This window comes from Natrinema sp. 1APR25-10V2, assembly GCF_031626495.1.
Lineage (GTDB): Archaea > Halobacteriota > Halobacteria > Halobacteriales > Natrialbaceae > Natrinema.
In genome coordinates, this window is sequence record NZ_JAMQOJ010000002.1 from 87,405 (window position 1) to 103,098 (window position 15,694).

At 54.3% G+C, this 15,694-nt stretch carries 20 protein-coding genes; 6 read left to right on the forward strand and 14 right to left on the reverse strand.

All coding sequences use genetic code 11. The features are described from left to right. Positions 1 to 137 precede the first annotated feature (137 nt). The 3 genes from NDO75_RS06225 to NDO75_RS06235 are packed head-to-tail and all read left to right on the forward strand — an operon-like array spanning position 138 to position 1,367. Positions 138 to 716: a DUF4188 domain-containing protein gene (locus tag NDO75_RS06225; protein ID WP_310905277.1), complete on the forward strand. Its 579-nt coding sequence runs from the start codon at positions 138 to 140 to the stop codon at positions 714 to 716. A 2-nt stretch (positions 717 to 718) separates the two neighbouring features. Next, positions 719 to 1,144, forward strand: coding sequence for a DoxX family protein (locus NDO75_RS06230; protein ID WP_310905278.1), 426 nt, complete (start codon positions 719 to 721; stop codon positions 1,142 to 1,144). Position 1,145: 1 nt separating this feature from the next. Continuing rightward, a complete protein-coding gene (locus NDO75_RS06235; RefSeq protein WP_310905279.1) occupies positions 1,146 to 1,367 on the forward strand; it encodes an SDR family NAD(P)-dependent oxidoreductase in 222 nt (73 codons plus the stop codon). A gap of 411 nt (positions 1,368 to 1,778) precedes the next feature. On the opposite strand, the gene NDO75_RS06240 is transcribed toward NDO75_RS06235, so the two are convergent. From NDO75_RS06240 to NDO75_RS06270, 7 genes are all read right to left on the reverse strand, one after another. Further along, positions 1,779 to 2,519, reverse strand: coding sequence for a hypothetical protein (locus tag NDO75_RS06240; protein ID WP_310905280.1), 741 nt, complete (start codon positions 2,517 to 2,519; stop codon positions 1,779 to 1,781). Positions 2,520 to 2,568: 49 nt separating this feature from the next. Next, on the reverse strand, positions 2,569 to 3,243 hold the full coding sequence (locus NDO75_RS06245) for a hypothetical protein (protein WP_310905281.1): 675 nt from the start codon (positions 3,241 to 3,243) through the stop codon (positions 2,569 to 2,571). Continuing rightward, entirely contained in the window at positions 3,240 to 4,226 is a 987-nt protein-coding gene (locus tag NDO75_RS06250; protein WP_310905282.1) for a hypothetical protein, read from the reverse strand. The genes NDO75_RS06245 and NDO75_RS06250 overlap by 4 nt, the downstream gene beginning before the upstream one ends. A gap of 183 nt (positions 4,227 to 4,409) precedes the next feature. Then, positions 4,410 to 5,321: a hypothetical protein gene (locus tag NDO75_RS06255; protein WP_310905283.1), complete on the reverse strand. Its 912-nt coding sequence runs from the start codon at positions 5,319 to 5,321 to the stop codon at positions 4,410 to 4,412. Further along, positions 5,287 to 5,469 carry a hypothetical protein gene (locus tag NDO75_RS06260; protein ID WP_310905284.1) on the reverse strand — a complete coding sequence of 61 codons (183 nt, stop codon included), beginning with the start codon at positions 5,467 to 5,469 and terminating at the stop codon, positions 5,287 to 5,289. The genes NDO75_RS06255 and NDO75_RS06260 overlap by 35 nt, the downstream gene beginning before the upstream one ends. Next, entirely contained in the window at positions 5,466 to 5,999 is a 534-nt protein-coding gene (locus NDO75_RS06265) for a hypothetical protein (RefSeq protein ID WP_310905285.1), read from the reverse strand. The genes NDO75_RS06260 and NDO75_RS06265 overlap by 4 nt, the downstream gene beginning before the upstream one ends. Further along, the gene (locus NDO75_RS06270) at positions 5,996 to 6,994 is read right to left on the reverse strand and encodes an RAMP superfamily CRISPR-associated protein (RefSeq protein ID WP_310905286.1); all 999 of its coding nucleotides are present in this window, start codon (positions 6,992 to 6,994) and stop codon (positions 5,996 to 5,998) included. The genes NDO75_RS06265 and NDO75_RS06270 overlap by 4 nt, the downstream gene beginning before the upstream one ends. A 650-nt stretch (positions 6,995 to 7,644) precedes the next feature. On the opposite strand from NDO75_RS06270, the gene NDO75_RS06275 reads away from it, so the two are divergent. Next, positions 7,645 to 7,875 carry a transcriptional regulator gene (locus NDO75_RS06275; protein WP_310905287.1) on the forward strand — a complete coding sequence of 77 codons (231 nt, stop codon included), beginning with the start codon at positions 7,645 to 7,647 and terminating at the stop codon, positions 7,873 to 7,875. Between the two features lie 274 nt (positions 7,876 to 8,149). Here the strand turns inward: NDO75_RS06275 and NDO75_RS06280 are convergent, their stop codons facing one another. The 5 genes from NDO75_RS06280 to NDO75_RS06300 all read right to left on the reverse strand — a co-directional run bounded on the left by NDO75_RS06280 (position 8,150) and on the right by NDO75_RS06300 (position 12,474). Continuing rightward, positions 8,150 to 8,950 carry a hypothetical protein gene (locus tag NDO75_RS06280; RefSeq protein ID WP_310905288.1) on the reverse strand — a complete coding sequence of 267 codons (801 nt, stop codon included), beginning with the start codon at positions 8,948 to 8,950 and terminating at the stop codon, positions 8,150 to 8,152. A 315-nt stretch (positions 8,951 to 9,265) separates the two neighbouring features. Continuing rightward, a complete protein-coding gene (locus NDO75_RS06285) occupies positions 9,266 to 9,790 on the reverse strand; it encodes a hypothetical protein (protein ID WP_310905289.1) in 525 nt (174 codons plus the stop codon). A 57-nt stretch (positions 9,791 to 9,847) separates the two neighbouring features. Continuing rightward, positions 9,848 to 10,642, reverse strand: a complete 795-nt coding sequence (locus NDO75_RS06290) for a site-specific DNA-methyltransferase (RefSeq protein WP_310905290.1) — start codon at positions 10,640 to 10,642, stop codon at positions 9,848 to 9,850. Next, on the reverse strand, positions 10,639 to 11,310 hold the full coding sequence (locus NDO75_RS06295; protein ID WP_310905291.1) for a DNA methyltransferase: 672 nt from the start codon (positions 11,308 to 11,310) through the stop codon (positions 10,639 to 10,641). Before NDO75_RS06295 ends, NDO75_RS06290 begins: the two co-directional genes overlap by 4 nt. 105 nt (positions 11,311 to 11,415) lie before the next feature. Beyond that, positions 11,416 to 12,474, reverse strand: coding sequence for a ParB/RepB/Spo0J family partition protein (locus tag NDO75_RS06300; protein ID WP_310905292.1), 1,059 nt, complete (start codon positions 12,472 to 12,474; stop codon positions 11,416 to 11,418). A 140-nt stretch (positions 12,475 to 12,614) separates the two neighbouring features. On the opposite strand from NDO75_RS06300, the gene NDO75_RS06305 reads away from it, so the two are divergent. After that, the gene (locus NDO75_RS06305; protein WP_310905293.1) at positions 12,615 to 13,397 is read left to right on the forward strand and encodes a hypothetical protein; all 783 of its coding nucleotides are present in this window, start codon (positions 12,615 to 12,617) and stop codon (positions 13,395 to 13,397) included. Here the strand turns inward: NDO75_RS06305 and NDO75_RS06310 are convergent. Both NDO75_RS06310 and NDO75_RS06315 read right to left on the reverse strand, forming a co-directional pair. Continuing rightward, the gene (locus NDO75_RS06310; protein ID WP_310905294.1) at positions 13,392 to 13,601 is read right to left on the reverse strand and encodes a hypothetical protein; all 210 of its coding nucleotides are present in this window, start codon (positions 13,599 to 13,601) and stop codon (positions 13,392 to 13,394) included. The two genes, NDO75_RS06305 and NDO75_RS06310, sit on opposite strands and share 6 nt — an antisense overlap. A gap of 472 nt (positions 13,602 to 14,073) precedes the next feature. Continuing rightward, the gene (locus NDO75_RS06315; protein WP_310905295.1) at positions 14,074 to 14,667 is read right to left on the reverse strand and encodes a hypothetical protein; all 594 of its coding nucleotides are present in this window, start codon (positions 14,665 to 14,667) and stop codon (positions 14,074 to 14,076) included. Between NDO75_RS06315 and NDO75_RS06320 the strand changes: the two genes are divergently transcribed. Then, on the forward strand, positions 14,666 to 15,415 hold the full coding sequence (locus NDO75_RS06320) for a hypothetical protein (protein ID WP_310905296.1): 750 nt from the start codon (positions 14,666 to 14,668) through the stop codon (positions 15,413 to 15,415). The genes NDO75_RS06315 and NDO75_RS06320 overlap by 2 nt on opposite strands. Positions 15,416 to 15,694: the final 279 nt, after the last annotated feature.

Genomic DNA, 15,694 nt, shown 5'->3' on the forward strand with positions numbered 1-15,694 from the left:
CATAGCTGTCGATTGTTGTCTCGGGCTGGGGAAAAACTTCAGCCCGATTCGTGGGAGGTGCAGGGTTCTCGTCAGTGCGCGATGTCCCCAACATGTTGGGCAAACTCTCAACGGGATATCGTCCTTGCTCTTCAATGATGGCAGACGACCACCACGGAACGGCCACCCCGATCGAACAGAAAGTCGCCGCAGACCGCTCCGAGAAATTCGTTGTGTTCCACATTGGCGTCCGAATCAACGCGTTTTGGAAACTCCACCGGTGGCTGCCGATTGTTCTGATCGCACCCCGGATGGTCCGAGAACTCGTCTCTGACCCGGAGTCTGGCCTCCTCGGGAGTCGAACAGTAGTCGGACCGGGAATACGAAACATCGGATTCATCCAATATTGGGACTCGTTCGAGGCCCTTCGTGACTACGCACGAGACAGCGATCGGCTGCACTTCTCCGCCTGGCAGGAGTACTACGAAGACGGAACCAACGAAGACGCCGGAGTTGGCATCTGGCACGAAACCTACGTGATCGATCCCGACGAGTACGAAACAGTCTACAACAACATGCCGCCACACGGGTTAGCGGCCAGCGATGACACGGAGATCGTCCCGGCGTCGGACCAGCGGCACACGGCTGCTGGTCGAATGGGGCGGACTGATGGAACCGATTCACCACCCCAACGAACAGTCGAAGAACACGAGATGGCCACTCTGGAGGAGGCCTAATAATGCAATCGAGTTACTCACTGCCCAAGATAGTCAGTACCGAACTTCCAGTGTTCGCCCGATTCGCTGCCGTCGGGATCACGACGTTCCCGGCGCTCCGGAAGTTCATGCAGTATCCAGAGCGCGTCGCACAGTTCGAAGTCTGGGAGGTTCCATGGCCCGAGATAGCAGTCCTCGTGGCGGGCACCGTCCAGCTTCTCGCCGTGGTGACGATTGCTCTCGGCCTCGGTGGACGGTTCGGCGCAAATGTGCTCGCGTTCGTCATGGTCGTGGCGATGTCCACAGCCGGACCGAATCTGCTCAACGGAACTGTGTTCGTCTCGTCAGTGGTGATCCTCCTTCTGGGGACCGGTCGGTACTCCGTGTGGGACCCAGCAATGACAGAGATAATCCGAGTTGCGCAACGAATCCCGAGCAGAGGTGCGTGAGATGTCCGAGAGCGTTCTCGTCACCGATACCTCGTCCGGTATCGGAAGGGCCACGGCACGTGCGTTTCTCGACGATGGGTGGACGGTCTATGCGACAGCCCGTCAGGTCGAGGATATCGCAAACTTGGACCGCGAAGGCTGTGAAGCGGTCAGACTCGACGTGACAGATACGACGTCCATTTCGGAAGTACTTGATGATATATCAGGCGGAAGGGTCCCTTGATTGCCTCGTCAACAATGCTTGGGTACGGTCAGTTTGGTGTCATCGAAGACGTCACACCTGAGCAGTTGCAGGCACAGTTTGAGGTAAATCTGTTCGGCATTCATCGTTTGATGAGGGCGGTCCTCCCACGTCTGCGTGAGCGAGGCGGCGGCACCATCGTAACCGTCTCTCGTGTTGCAGGATGGTTTCCGCTCCCTGCCAAAGAGGCGTACAGTGCGTCTCAATCATCTATAGAAGTCAGGTCTCTTTGCCAGTGTGAACTTCAATAGAGCCATCAATATGAATGGGTATTCCGCAACCCGAGACTGATAGCGGAAGCTGCTGGAGTTCGCTTAGTGTGGTGAATTTACCGGTTGTCGAGGCGAATGCCACGGGGCTTGACCTCGAGGCGGTTCACGGCGGGCGAGGATGTCACAATTCATCAACACTGGAATTCCGATGGCGGACAGGACCGAGCCGAGTGACTTGTCCTTCCTCGACAAGGCGTTTGAGTCCATCTCTCGTCGGATAGTCCCACGGAGCGTCCTCGAGCGATTGATTCGGCGCGACCGCTCGAAAGTGCCTGCCGTACTTCCCGGTAATGAGTCGGCGTTGACAGCCAGCGAGATCAAATAGGCCGAGATCAAACCCACCGCCGGACTGTCCGATACGCGCAGCCCCGCTCCGATATCCGAGAATTTTTCGTGGCCGAAACTCGTTCATCCCTTCGACTGGGAACTCGTAACTCTTGTACGTGATCGGCTCACCGATCTCCAGGACTCCGTTCTGCGGATCGTACACACCGAAGGAACACGGTTCCTGCAACTCAGGGGTTAGTGCCTGCCGCACGTCCTGTATTTGCTCTCTGTGATCAATATGGAACACCCAGTAAATCACGAACCCTAACCGTAACGCTTCCCGGGTCTTCGCCCTGTAGTCTTGGTTGGAGCCAGCAACGAACTCGAACCACCGGTTCACCAACTCACCGAGCACGAAGCAATCCGGCACTCGATCCGCAACTTTCCGCTCGAACCGATACTCTCCCTGAAACCACGGCTCGATCTCCTTGCATTTCCGGCGATACAACTCTACTTTCCCCCACAGATGTTCCTCTGATTCCTTGCCTGCTGTTTGGAATTGATCGTCACTCCCCTCATTCTCGAACGGCTTCATGCGTTGCTCACCTGTTGTCGATTCTGGTCTCGCTGTATCGTCTCTCGAGTCATGCGTCGTGAATCCTCGCCGTCAGCGACTTCAGGTCGTAATCCGATTTGCTGCAGTACCGCTGTGTCAGGTCGCCGAGCGCAGCTGTCCGGCATACGTCGGCGATGTTGTGGACGACGAGGTCGGCAAGCCGGCCGTCCTCGAACGCCGCTACCGCTTGTGCGCTGTCATCGAACGGATCCAGCTCATTGAGTGCACCGTCACACAGCGTGCCGTAGGCGCCGACCAGATCCGCGTTGCGCTCGCCGTCGATGCTCGTGTTGAACCGGCGATCGATCACCGGCAACAGGTCTGCATACGGCAAGCTCTGGAACGGCCACGCGACGCCAGTCGCCGCCAACCTGGTCCGGAGGAAGGGCAAATCGAAGCCGTCCTTCCAGCGTTCGGCATTGTACCCAACAAGCAGGTAGTCGCCGTCTGCAAGCCGAGCAGTCGCAAAGTCGCCGACCGCCTCGAGTAACGCTGTTTCCGAGTCGTGTGTCGAACACTGGATGTGATGGTCGGTTCGGTCTCGGACGGTCTGTTCGAGAGCGGTCTCGTCGACATCATGGGTCCCAGTCTGGACGAACACGCGACAGCCAAGCGGGAGTGCGAAGCCAGCGACCGTGATCTCGTCGTCGACGTCGAACCCAGTCGTCTCGAGATCGAACGCGACGAACTCCAGGGCCGTCATCTGATACCCTCCTGCGTCTGTGTCTGTGTCGCTCTCTGTGCTGGTGCCCACTGCGTCAGGCCGCCATCGCGTTCCGACACGCGATCGTCGTCGGCCGGCCGCAGGCGGAACTCACCGTAGCCGTATCTGGAATGCGTGCCGACACGCAACACCCCGTTTTTCGCCGTCTGGACGGGTTCGTCGCCAGCATATTCGACGACCTGGCCGTGATCGACCGTCTCGAGCGGATAGACGTCGCCATCGTCGACGAGTTGCTCGTCTCGCCGACGCAGATCCTGACCTGGGCGCTCATCGATCGGGTCCCACCACCACGGGATCGGCTGGTCGTCCGCGTTCGGATACGCACTCGATAGGACGTACGGCGCAACCAACTCGAGGACGTAGTCGTCGGCATCGTCGAGTCGCCCGTAGTCGAGTTCGTCGAGATCGATGCACTGTGTATCCGCGACGGAGAGTTCGCCGAAGCCGTAGTTGCGGCTACCGCCGACGCGGAGGCCAGCCAGCGTCTCCTCGGCCAGCGGGAGGTGTGCATCGGCGTTCCCGGCCGTGTGCAGGTAGCAGTGGACGTACCAGGTGACTGTGCGCTTGTAGTTTCTCGACGCCGGTGGCCGCCCGAACCGACAGCGCGGCGCGATCGCCAGCCGGCCGCCGTGGCTGTGGAGGGCGTGTGTATTGTGCGCCTCGCGTGGCCGACCATCCAGGAGCCAGCGCTGGGCCGGGTCTCGGTAGACGAAGAGGTCGTCGTAGCGTTCGACCGGGCGCAGCGTCTTCCCCATGTAGCCGCCGCCCGACCACGAATGCGAGTCGGGATACTGGCCGTACTCGCAGGGCGCAAAGATGCCGTGGCTGACCTGGAGTGTTCGGCGCAGCGCCGGCTCGACACGCCGGGCGAGGGCGTTGTACAGGGCGTGGCCCGTGATGTAGTAGGGATGGCCCAGATAGTCCGTCTCGAGTTCGAACACTACCTGCTGGATCATCGTCATCGATGCTGGCCACCTCCGCTCGATCGGCAAGTAGTCGTGGTCGATCGCGGTCGTGTCTGCGCTGGGCGGCCATCGCTATCGGGGCACACCCCGTTTCCAGTGTTTTTCGTCAGCCCTGCGACGGCCGTGGCCCACACCCCGGTTCCAGTGTTTCTGGTCGCCGGCTGGCGGTTCCGCGTTCGGTCACCCCTCATGGCGACCACCTCGTTGCCGCTGCCGGTCGGTTGGTGAGTTCTGGCGCTGGCGCTGGCCGTGCGTAGTGACGAACGCCTCGACGTACTGCAACGCCGTCGACCACGACCGGATCCGCCGCAGTTGTGCATCCAGCAGTCGCCAGCGCCGTCTGCCATCCGTGTCGAACGGGTGGCCAGACAGGCGCGCCCAGCTGTCCGCGAACGACCTCGTTGGGTGTGCGCCGAGTCGGGCTGCCGGGCGATCGCCCGGGTCGGCCGTGATGTGGAGTGCAATCGCTGGCGTCCACAAGACCGTGCGGTGGTTCAGTTCGGTATCGATCACATCGGTCGTCGCCCCCGTCGGACTTGCGTCCACGTCGGGCTCGGTCGCCACCAGCCACAGATCCGCGAACGCGTGGCCGGCGCGGTAGTTCTCGAGGAGGGCTGCCGTCAGCAGCGTGTGATATTTGAGCGACGTGTAGGGGTAGTAGATCGCCTCGTTGAACCGGGCGGGCACAGGACTGGTCAGCCACGTCGCGTGCAGTTCTTCGGGGTCCGTCGGTGTGATCAGCTCCCGGATCCCAGTGGTTGAGGCGGGGATCCCTTCGGTGGCTGCCGGCTCGCCGGTCAGCAACGACAGCCGGGCCGGCGAGAGGTGGTTATCGACCGTCTGTTCTGGATCACCGTCTGGTCGACTCAGCAGGGCCGCGTCCCGGTCTGCGCCCAGCGGGACCGGTTCGTTCACGGGGACGCCAGCGAGTTCGTCCGTGGCGGCGTTGTGGGCCCGGCCGCGCAGCTTGTGGACGTCGTGTCTGTAGACGGCGACCATCGGTGCGGCCTCCGTTTCGGTGTCGATCTCGGACTCGGTCTTGGCCGGTGGGGCAGTGTCACTCTCGGATGGCGAAGATGCGGGTGGCGTCATCGTCCATCCCACCTCGGCACTGGGTTCTCCCGTCGCGCAGGTGGGCGTGGCTCGCCTGCCGTTCGGACCAAGCGGGATCGGGATGGCGCACACCACCGTCGCGGCTGTAGCTGTCGCTCGGGCGTGATTGCGTCGTACATTCGCTCACACCTCCTCCGAGTCCTCTTCGTCGGCTTCGTTTTCGGTCTCGTCCTCGGCCGCTTGCGCATGTCGCTGTGAATCGCTGGCTGTTCGCTCCGTTGCAGTTCGGAGGTCGGTTGCCACCGGTTGCAGCTCATCTAGCGCAGCGTTCTCGGCACTCTGCTCGCGTTCGGTTGGCTGGCCAGCAGCGTGCGTTCCCGACGGCTGTGTGTCGTGGTGTGCGCCAGCTTTCTCGTCGGATTTAGTGCTACGACTCGCATCCGCCTGCGCCGCCGCGGATCGAAGCGACTCCACCGGCGGCACCGGCTCGTCGAGTTCCTCTTGTGGTGGTTGTGGCGGTCGCAGTCGCTCCAACCTCGCCTCGAGGTCGTCTGACTCTGCTTCCGGGTCCGACTCTGTACCTGCATCTGCACTGGATGCTGACGGCTCTGCACTCTCCGTCTGGGGATCCGAAGCCGCGTCGGCAGCAGTGTCGCTGTGCTCCTCACTGGTCGCATCTCCGTCAACGGGGTCGTCCGCTGGCGGCTGGGCAGTCATCGGGATCCCTCCGTTCGGTCGTCGGCGAGTCGCTCCGCGAGCGTGCTCGGGTCAGTCAGGTCCAGGTCGTCGTCGCGGCTCGTGATGCGTGCCTGCAGCGCGCGGACGAACTCCTGACGGTATTCTGCTTCCCAGCGCTCATCTTTCTCGTCCATCGCGTTCGTCGCGTCCTGCGCGCGATTGTACACCCGTCGGATCTCCCGATCCGTGTACAGCGGGTTGATGACTTGGGCGTCGACGATGCCCGCTCCAAAATTGCGCGCGCCGCCGAGTTGCAGGTCGTAATTGTCGTTGTGTGCGTGCAGGTAGTTGATTGCCTCGACGAGCAGGCCGACGTACTCCGGTTTCTGCTCGCGGAGCGTGAGTCGCCACGTCCCCTCGAGGTTGCCGACGACGTCGCGTTCGGCTTGGCGCAAGGGTTGGCCCTCGTCGTCTGCGTTGCGCGAGCGCACCTGTGTGTTGAGTTGGCGGTAGTGGGCTTCGGCTTCGCCTTTGAGGACATCTACCTGTCTTCGAATGGGTGAGAAGCGGATCGGCCGCCGGATCACCCGGCCTGCGCGGTCGTTGAAGCCACCGAACAGGTCGAAGATGACACAGCCCGTGTCGTGGGCGTCGGTACAGGATCCCTTCTCGTGGTAGCCCTGTTCCAAGTCGCGCTCGTAGACGTCGTTCAACATGTAGTCGCCGTCGGCGTTACCTGGGTGGCAGGCCGTCGTCCCCGCGGTCTGGAGGACGCGTTCACAGCCATGGCGCAACCAGCCGCTCAGTGTGAACGGCGAGATCTGGCCCTGAATTTGGTTCATCGGGTCATCTGCTTCGTAGCGGTCCGCTGAGGCATGGTGGCGATCGGTGATGACGCCATCGCCCGGTGCCAGCAGGCCGATCTCGAGCCCGACGTAGATATCGGGCAGCGTCAGTTCGTCGGCGTCTGGCAGGTCCAGTTCGATATCGAGGTGAGACGCATCGAAGCCGGCTGTGGTGTCGGTGCCCGTCATGTTAGTTACCCCCGTCGTGGGCGTCGACACCGTCAGTAGCCGATTCGTGCGTCGTTGGGCCGGCTTGGAGCTGCGGTCGCGCGTCAGTTGGTAGTGCGTGTGCCGACCGCGTGCTGGCCGGGCTTACGGCGCGGCACTCTGGAGCCAGTAGGACGAGCCACGACGACTGGGTGGCCACGTCATAGCAGCGCCCGATGCGGCCGTCGACGACCAGCTCGCGCACGCCTAAGGTGTAGTATTCTAGGTCGTAGTGATCGGTACAGGTTATGGCGCCGAGTTGGTACGTCGGGGTGCCGGCTGGCCGGAAGGCGTACGCGGTGATAGCGGCGCCTTCCCGGAGTTTCTGCCCGCATTCTTGGCAGACTGCGGCCCCTTCCCCGAGTGCGAAATTATTTATTTGTGATATGTCTTCAATCAGCTGATCAGCGACACCTTCTTGATCTGATGGTGTTGATCCTTCCATGGGTTCTCGGTCAGCAGTTGGAGAACCCGGTCCGGGTGTTAGGGCACCCGGGCGTTCTCTCAATAAAACGCCCAATGGACCGACTTCCCACCCATTAGTCGAACGTCTAATGGTATAAACCTTTGGCTGTTCGACTAATGGATCGGCTCCCAGCAGTCATTAGTGATGTGGCAGCAATATCGCCGATATGGACGACAGGGATCGTGACGAAGAAAGTGGGAAATTTACTGAGGAATATCCTCAGGAGGATTTTATTCATGCTCTTGAAGAACTCGGATCTACCGGAACGACCGACGTTTCGGATTTTGTCGGCTGTGATCGTCGGACTGCATATCTTAAACTCCAATCACTAGAAGAAGAAGGTAAAGTCACTAGTCAAAAAGTTGGGAACGCTCTTCTATGGAAGTTAGCAAAATAAATTAATCAACAGACGACGTCAGATTCCTTTTAAATAATACCTTCTCAACTTGCGGGAGTTCATTACACAGGCTTCCTCTGTCATGAGATTCGCTAGTAATAATACAATATTAGAACGCTGGTCTCATTACAGTCCAAACATACTCTGGGATCTTTGTATATCGGTTCTCTCTGCGACTCAAGGAAAAGATGGCATACTAGCTGGTCGCTATCGTCGTTGGGTGTATAAAACCGGTGTGAATCCTCTTTTTCACCCAACGCACTAACACGAGGGGTCAAACGTCCTCTGGGTCAAAGTCATCCGGTACTTTCCGGTATTCCTCGAGCGTATCATGAATGGGATGATCGGCCTTCATCCAGATTAGGTTAATCGCGATGAAGGACGTGCGCTGATTTGCTTGGTTTCCTACGAATATCCAATGCCGGTAGTCGTCATCGCGAAGGTTATAGAACGGTTCAAGTTCGTCTTCGTTTTGAAGATGGTTTTTCGCCTTCGCAAGATACGCACCCCACTCTAACAGCGTTTTATTGTGGTACCCTTGCTTGGTTTCACACCCACCACATGTGAATTCGATGCGGATCTCATGACCGAAGTCATCCCGGCTGTCGGGTCGCCACTCACCCATATCTTCGAACAGTTGGGATTGTACAGTGTTGTCGTCTTTCTCCCATGAGCGGAATTCGAAACCATCGATGGATTCTGGTCGAATGATGCCCAGACTGCGGCGCGCGTCATTGATATCTTTCACGCAGTCGTCTTCTAAATGATATAGGAGTGTTGCTCGACGCTCACGCGGGAATTCGCCTGTTTTCGTGACGCACGATTCTTGATCTGGCCGAGCTAATTTCCAACTTTCTACACGGGTATCTTGTGGGTTTCGTCGTACCTCAACATCGATAACATCCCACCGATTAAATAAGTCGGATTGAGGGTCGATCGGGTATAGACGGATGAATCCTCGGTGCTCTGACCATGCACCCGTACATACGGTTTGTCTCCCTCCACTGATGGTTTCAGGCGCTGCACGACCTAAAATCACTACGTCTTCTAAAGTGGTCGCCTCGGTAGATGTCATCAGACTCTCGTAATTTGGTTAACAACCCTTAAATGAGTTCTGTGTAGGTTTTATCCTTGTACCCCTCAGCAGCAAAATGTGTTATAGTAGTAGATTCCTGTTCAATGTCCAGTAATATTCAATATTCTACGAGAAAGCCCATTTTGGGCAGCCAAAGTTTCTTTCCGAGGAACGTACAAACACACTGCATGGGAGATCGAGCCTGCTACCGAGAATACTGTCCGACCTGTGATGCCGAAATCACGATCGTAGACGAAGAATGCCCGGACTGTGGGTACGAATTGGAAATTCAATAACCGAAGTCAGCGCTTCTGACTACTCCACTTGGACTGTTGTAACCCAATCGTCATCAGATCCGCCACCGTTGCCCATCGCTTCGAGCGGGAGTGCTTGGCCGAGCTCCCCATTACCAACATCTAGGTTGAGAGCCCGAACGATCTCCTGGTACTGCTCCGGTTCATGGTACTCTGTGAACGCCACTACTCCGTCTCGTGCAGTCACAACATCGCTACCCTCCTTTACACGTTCTAACTCTAGTTCAACTGTCCCTCTCGCCTGTTCTGCATACCAATCCGCTATCGCCTCTACCGCATCATCACCCAACCCCAATTCGTTGCATCCCTCACGAATCGCATCCTGATCCAGTTCAGTAGCGACAACGAGTTCACCGACTTCTGCGACTCGAAGAGCAGATGAATCTACATTTTCAACAGCCACGTACTGGCCAGAACCACCGACATGATATATCGACTGTTCTGTACTCTGATCCGCAACTACCTGCGACCAATGCGGAGGGGCTTCATCGAAACGTTTCCCCTCATGGATGCGGTCGTCTCCCATACAGACTCTACGGCGGCGAGCAAGTAAAAACTAAGCAGCAACCATCGGGATGTGATCTCAGTCCTGGGAATACGCCGGTAATGTTGATTGCTGCAAATCGACCAATCGAGACGAGATCACAGACTCAAACTCCTGATTAATTTCGTACCCAATACATCGTCTGTTTTCAGATAACGCTGCATATGCTGTCGTTCCGCTCCCGAAGAAGGGATCGAGTACGGTATCGCCTGGTTCAGTGGACACCTCCACTATTCGCTTCGCGAGAGAGGTTGGGAACGGTGCTTTATGCAGTACGTTCTGGCCGAGGCTTCCACGCTTAACTGGGTGCCGCCAAATCGTGCCCAGAACATCTGCCGTGATCTTCGCTGGATCTTCATCACCCATGTTATCCGTGATTTCCGGGTATAACGAATAACTCTCTGACTTCGATAGAAATACAATATACTCCTTCTTATTCACGACAGTCCTATCATTGATTCCTGCAATAGCTGTCGGCTTGTACCAGACAATCATATTTTGCAGCAGGAACCCACAATCACGTGCACGCTCAGCAACGTGATACGGCAACAACTTCGTGTCTCCCCGCTCAATGAAGGAATCAACAACAACCCACATTGTACCATCGTCGCAGAGGCACTGATAGCACTCATCGATAACCTGCTCTAACCGATCTAAGTACCGCTCATAGGACTCATCAGTAGTTCCAATCTGCTCGTCATGCCCATAGTCTTTTAAGTCCCAATACGGTGGGGAGGTGATAACGGATTGGACGCTCCCTGGTTCAACAGCAGAGAGATCTTCGCTACTACCCCAATGGACCTCTAAACCAGTGAAATCAGATAGCGATGTCATCGTTGTTCTTTAACAAGTTCATCTAACGATAGGTGCCTACACTCACGCTCTTCCTCGATAAGTTCGACAATTGAGCCGTCGAATCCAGCTACATGCACAGTTTCCTTCTCTCGAGACCCAGCACGAACACACCGCATTACCGCTTCAGGACGGGGCAAGGATTCGGTCCGATCAACTGTTGCATCAGCAGTTTCCGTTCGATCCTCAGCTAACCACACGTTCCCGGGATCTTTCCCATCTGGGTTATACCGTCGCACCTGATGATCATGGTACGCGCTTTGCCCCTTGGCTCGTTCACCCCACTCGTTACCTTCGTAGGCGTGATCAACCCGAATTGGATCTTTGTTAAAGTAGTATTCACTCTTATCCTTCACCAAGAATAGGATTTCTTCGTAGGTATTCGCGAAGTTTCGAAAAGAAGTTGGATCAGTGTGCCGACTGATCACGTTCTTTAGAGTAAAGGGGGATCGTTCTCTGATACCATCTGCAACGGCCATTGCGACTGGCCAGTACTCGCTGCTGAAATCTTCGGAAGGTGCGAATATCCATAGACTCTCGGATTGATTCATCTCCTCGTAGAGGTGTTCACACGCAGCAGAGATGTCGGAGACAAGCCGAGTGAGATTGGGAGCAACATCGGTTTTCTTCTCTAGATCCACAAGATACATTCGCTACATCCGAATCTGACTCCCTGGTACTTCAATATTCAATATCTGGTGCTGCTTGCCCCAATTGAAAAACAATTAATGGATGAAACGAGCTAGGAACCGCTCTTAGATGTCCTGCCGGTGGCGGAAGTAGTCTTCTTCGATGAGTTCGTTTGCGAGGTGGTGGCGGTGGCAGTAGTGGTGCTGATCGCCTTCGGGTTCTGGGAACTCCTCGATACACATGAGGGCGGGTTTCCCAGCGTCTTTCAGGAAGTCAGCAAACTCTTCTAGCTTATCTTCCTCACTGCGGATGTGCCAGTTGTACCAGTCACGGAAACAGTTGTGACCGATTGCTTGTTCCTTGTATGGTTCGACCATCAGCTGCGGGACGCCAAAGTCCGGTCGGTGGACGTAATCGATCTCGTCGATGTTTTCGAACTGGTTTTCAAGAACGTCAGTGTTGAAATTGGGCTTGTACATCGACTCGCCAGACGCGCGAACGTCCACAAGCACTTCGACGTCTTTCGCCTTTAGTTCGTCTACGAGTTCATCGAAGTCCTTTCCGCTGTATCCAACAGTAACCACCGTATCGTTCTGGAAGCGGTCAAGTTGATTACGAGCCTCGTCACGGCTCCACCCTTCTTCCTGCATCATCTCAACGAACCGCATCTGATCGTCTTTCGGAAGTGTCGCAACAACCAGTCCTTTACGAGCTGCGAGATCGCCGGATTTCACTAACTCATAGACCGGATCGGCAAGATCCATCACGAGCGTGATCTTGTCCTGCACCGTACGAGGCGACATGCCCGTGATTTCTCCGATCTCCTCTTCGTCAAGACCATACTCGTTGTAGAGTTCTTTACAGAGTTCACCAACCTCCTCATCTTTCATCTCCTTCTGCATTCGGTTGGTTTTGATTGCGAGACCACGAGCATCGGCATCTGCCAGATCCTTCACGATCGCGTCTATCTCTGCCCAATCAAGATCTCTCGCAGCACTCAGTCGGTGAGCGCCTGAAACTACTTCGTATTCCGCGTTCCTCGTCCCATTCAGCGGCCGCACAATGATTGGGTTCCACTGACCATCTTCTTTGAAACTCTCCCGAATCTCTGCGACGTGCTCCTCATCTAACTCCTCACGAATCTGGAAATCCGGAAGTTTGACACTCTCGACGCTGACCTTCATAGGTGAATCAATTCAGTCAGATGGTTTAAATCCTTACATGCTGGCTTCGTGCAGAGCGGAAGTGAAAGTGTAATTCTGAATTCGATATGTCGTTTACACCATGGCACTTTATATGGTCGCTCTGATAAGTAATAGAGGCAATGGGAACCGACTCGAAGTCAGGTGACATTACCACAGATGTCATCGACGATTTAGTGGTCTTGGGGAGGGCAGGGCCGGAGCTCATCAGTGATGGTCGGCACACTGTTTGCCTTGGTGGCTGGTCTGATACAAAGGGGTTTGTGCGAATATACCCGACACATCGGTACACGACTCATGCGAAACGCTGGAACGTGATCAAAGTCCCTGTCGAACAAGATCCGTCACACGATTGGCGAGACGAAAGCTGGAAAATTCAGGGGTCAAAGCGCGATTGGGACAATCTGTATAAGAAAGTCGAACAGATGGAACGACTCGACCGTCAGAAGCGGATCGAGTTGACAAAACGCATTCCGAAGTCTTGCGCGAACCGCCTCAACGACGAGAAAAAGAGCATGGGGTTGGTCGAGCCTGCGGAAATCCATGATGCGTATCTTGAACCAATCGACAATCCAGAGCCTATCGCCACTGATCTCACTGGTGCCGAACTCCGATCGAAGAAGTCCTACCCGCACAAACTTCGGATTGAGTACACCTGTAAGGACTGTGTGGCGAAGGGAACTCACGATCAGCACACTATTGAGTGGGGAGTCTACCGGTTCTGGGATCAGGAGCCGGACAATCCAGAACAGGTGATTGATAACCTTCGGTTATTCGATGATGACTACAGGAACTATTTCTTTATAGGAAATTTAAAGAATCAGCCTAGAGCATTTGTGGTTATTAGTATAATTCGCTGGAAGAAGGGCGACGTACAACAAAAGACGATGGATCAGTTTCTATAGCCAATCCTTCTCGCAGAATGGATGGTCAGGATTGTCGTTACAGAACTCTCTTAGCGAGTTAATCCCGTCAGCTGTTGCTTTTGCTTCCTTGTTGTTCCATGGGAGTACTCCACAACTTTCGGAGTGGGAGAAGTCGTATTCCTGTTCAGTTGACGGCGTGGTTTTCTCGTACGTGAAGTGCAGTTCAAAGCTGTTGTCGAACATGCAGGTTCACTACCTGCTAAGGCTCTATAGTCATTCTGCCGATAAAACCGTTCATTTTAATTAAAAGGAGTACGCCTCGCACAGCGGCTTCCAATATGGGAGACCCAAACGATTCGATACACACAGAACACTTGGAACGTTCAGAACACGCAGATGTTCCGATTATTCGTGATCAATCCGTGGGTGCGAACATCACATACAACAGGATGAACACGATCGCTAGAGCTGTTGGGTTGAGCTCGGGGACACCACGGACGGTGTCGAAATAGTGCCATACAGTAGATTTTATCCTGTTGGAGTTGAACCGCAGCGAAATAGCCCTATTTTCAGGACTGTGGAGTAAGCCATCTGACTGCCTATAGCTTGTCGAAATTTTGCCTCCGTCGCTCTATCTTCTCTCATTTTGAGCGTCTTCCGTAGAGGTTTTCGAGGTGGGTCGGACAGACCATTAATAGGCCCTTCTTTCCGCGTTTTAACTATTAGCAGATAGAACTGCCTTTGCAGGCTTTGTGTCTCTGTTCGAAAAGTGATAAAATATCATACTCTTTTCATCTGATGTGCGTGTATATATGACTTCGTAAGGCGGTTCATCGATTTCTTCTAGATTTCTTAAATCATATTCGTGCGAATTAAGTCCGTCTTGTAATCTACGCCAGAATTTCTCTCCTTTATCTGGAGAGGCTGTTAAAAACCCGATTCTATCTCCATTTGAAGAAATTCCCTTGCGTGTTACTCCATCTACTTTCTGGGCCTTTTCCGCTAGTACTTCTGCGTGTGAGGTATGATTGTCAGCATTTTCTATGAAGTGGAAACGCGTTTCATCGGTCACCTCCAGATCGATGAATATCCACGTGTCGTCTTGCTGTGTTATAGATTCACTTTTGATTTCTGCTTCTATGACGTTTCCTGGTTCCAGCTCCTCTATTTTGGATTGAAGTGTCGTACTATACTGTTCATGTTGTCGATTCACGTAGACAGGGAGCTCGCCGCCTGCAAGGTCATTAAGTTGTATGTCATCATTATCAAAATTGAAAACCCGGAATCTACTTTCAATTATCTTTGACATGGGTGACAGAGATTCTCTTTCCCAACAATTTATTTTTGTTGATATCAAACCGTCTGCTATGCCCAACGGTGAGACTGTCTTCGATAAGGTTAGAAATCATGAAGGAAGAGAGATACTTGATGAGAAATTAAAATTCATATGGCGATTTAGAACATTGTCAAATGATTATAAAGATTTGCGGGAAATTTCTGAGGCAGATGTTCCACATGCTACGGAAAGAGCCCAGCAACTAGAAACTCAAGGATATGTGTTTGAAGTTGAACGACGACTCCATCATTATCTTTCGGGTCTTTACACTCTTCATCAACAACAACTCACCCTTCAAAACGGCGTAGGAAAATCATTTAGACAAGACCTCCAGGATGTAAAGGATGAATATCTAAGCAAGAAGATATCTAGAACGGTTATTGGCTTGCGTCACTATGTTCAACATGAAAATACACTTCCTTTGCAGGCGAGAGTGTCCAGATTAGAAGATTCTGCATCTTTAGTTATAATGGTGGACGACCTCCATCGAAAGGATGCCGACCGAGATTTCGAACAGCACTTTGGTCATATTGAGAAACCCTATTTAGATCCAGTAGAATGGATATTAAACGACTGGCCAAATGTCGAAAGATTCTTTAAAAATACACTTGAAGTCATGGAAGAGCAGACGCAAGAAGAAATGGAAGAACTCCATACATTCCGAGAAGAAATTGATGAATTATATGAGGAGGTGGCGGACAAATATAGAAGACTAGACTAAATATAGTATAAATATTAACCCCATCAATATACTCCGATTCGGTTAAAGGTTATTCAGATTCTGTCTCCGTTGTTCCATCTTCTCTAGTTCACTTCTCCTATTGTAGTGTTGCTCTAGTACGCCTGGAGAGACATCGGCTCGGACGCTGACGTGCTCGACCTGCCAGTCCTGGCTCAACCAATGCATGAGTGCACCTCGTCGTAAAGCGTGCGTGCTGACGCTGCTGGGGCACTTACTCGCGCCGCCTCTGGTCTCTGCTGCATCACATGACTCAGGGTC

Coding starts and splice junctions, on each gene's coding strand:
- NDO75_RS06225 (WP_310905277.1), top strand. CDS start 138: ATGGCAGACGACCACCACGGAACGGCCACCCCGATCGAACAGAAAGTC.
- NDO75_RS06230 (WP_310905278.1), top strand. CDS start 719: ATGCAATCGAGTTACTCACTGCCCAAGATAGTCAGTACCGAACTTCCA.
- NDO75_RS06235 (WP_310905279.1), top strand. CDS start 1,146: ATGTCCGAGAGCGTTCTCGTCACCGATACCTCGTCCGGTATCGGAAGG.
- NDO75_RS06240 (WP_310905280.1), bottom strand. CDS start 2,519: ATGAAGCCGTTCGAGAATGAGGGGAGTGACGATCAATTCCAAACAGCA.
- NDO75_RS06245 (WP_310905281.1), bottom strand. CDS start 3,243: ATGACGGCCCTGGAGTTCGTCGCGTTCGATCTCGAGACGACTGGGTTC.
- NDO75_RS06250 (WP_310905282.1), bottom strand. CDS start 4,226: ATGACGATGATCCAGCAGGTAGTGTTCGAACTCGAGACGGACTATCTG.
- NDO75_RS06255 (WP_310905283.1), bottom strand. CDS start 5,321: ATGACGCCACCCGCATCTTCGCCATCCGAGAGTGACACTGCCCCACCG.
- NDO75_RS06265 (WP_310905285.1), bottom strand. CDS start 5,999: ATGACTGCCCAGCCGCCAGCGGACGACCCCGTTGACGGAGATGCGACC.
- NDO75_RS06270 (WP_310905286.1), bottom strand. CDS start 6,994: ATGACGGGCACCGACACCACAGCCGGCTTCGATGCGTCTCACCTCGAT.
- NDO75_RS06275 (WP_310905287.1), top strand. CDS start 7,645: ATGGACGACAGGGATCGTGACGAAGAAAGTGGGAAATTTACTGAGGAA.
- NDO75_RS06280 (WP_310905288.1), bottom strand. CDS start 8,950: ATGACATCTACCGAGGCGACCACTTTAGAAGACGTAGTGATTTTAGGT.
- NDO75_RS06285 (WP_310905289.1), bottom strand. CDS start 9,790: ATGGGAGACGACCGCATCCATGAGGGGAAACGTTTCGATGAAGCCCCT.
- NDO75_RS06290 (WP_310905290.1), bottom strand. CDS start 10,642: ATGACATCGCTATCTGATTTCACTGGTTTAGAGGTCCATTGGGGTAGT.
- NDO75_RS06295 (WP_310905291.1), bottom strand. CDS start 11,310: ATGTATCTTGTGGATCTAGAGAAGAAAACCGATGTTGCTCCCAATCTC.
- NDO75_RS06300 (WP_310905292.1), bottom strand. CDS start 12,474: ATGAAGGTCAGCGTCGAGAGTGTCAAACTTCCGGATTTCCAGATTCGT.
- NDO75_RS06305 (WP_310905293.1), top strand. CDS start 12,615: ATGGGAACCGACTCGAAGTCAGGTGACATTACCACAGATGTCATCGAC.
- NDO75_RS06310 (WP_310905294.1), bottom strand. CDS start 13,601: ATGTTCGACAACAGCTTTGAACTGCACTTCACGTACGAGAAAACCACG.
- NDO75_RS06320 (WP_310905296.1), top strand. CDS start 14,666: ATGGGTGACAGAGATTCTCTTTCCCAACAATTTATTTTTGTTGATATC.
- NDO75_RS06315 (WP_310905295.1), bottom strand. CDS start 14,667: ATGTCAAAGATAATTGAAAGTAGATTCCGGGTTTTCAATTTTGATAAT.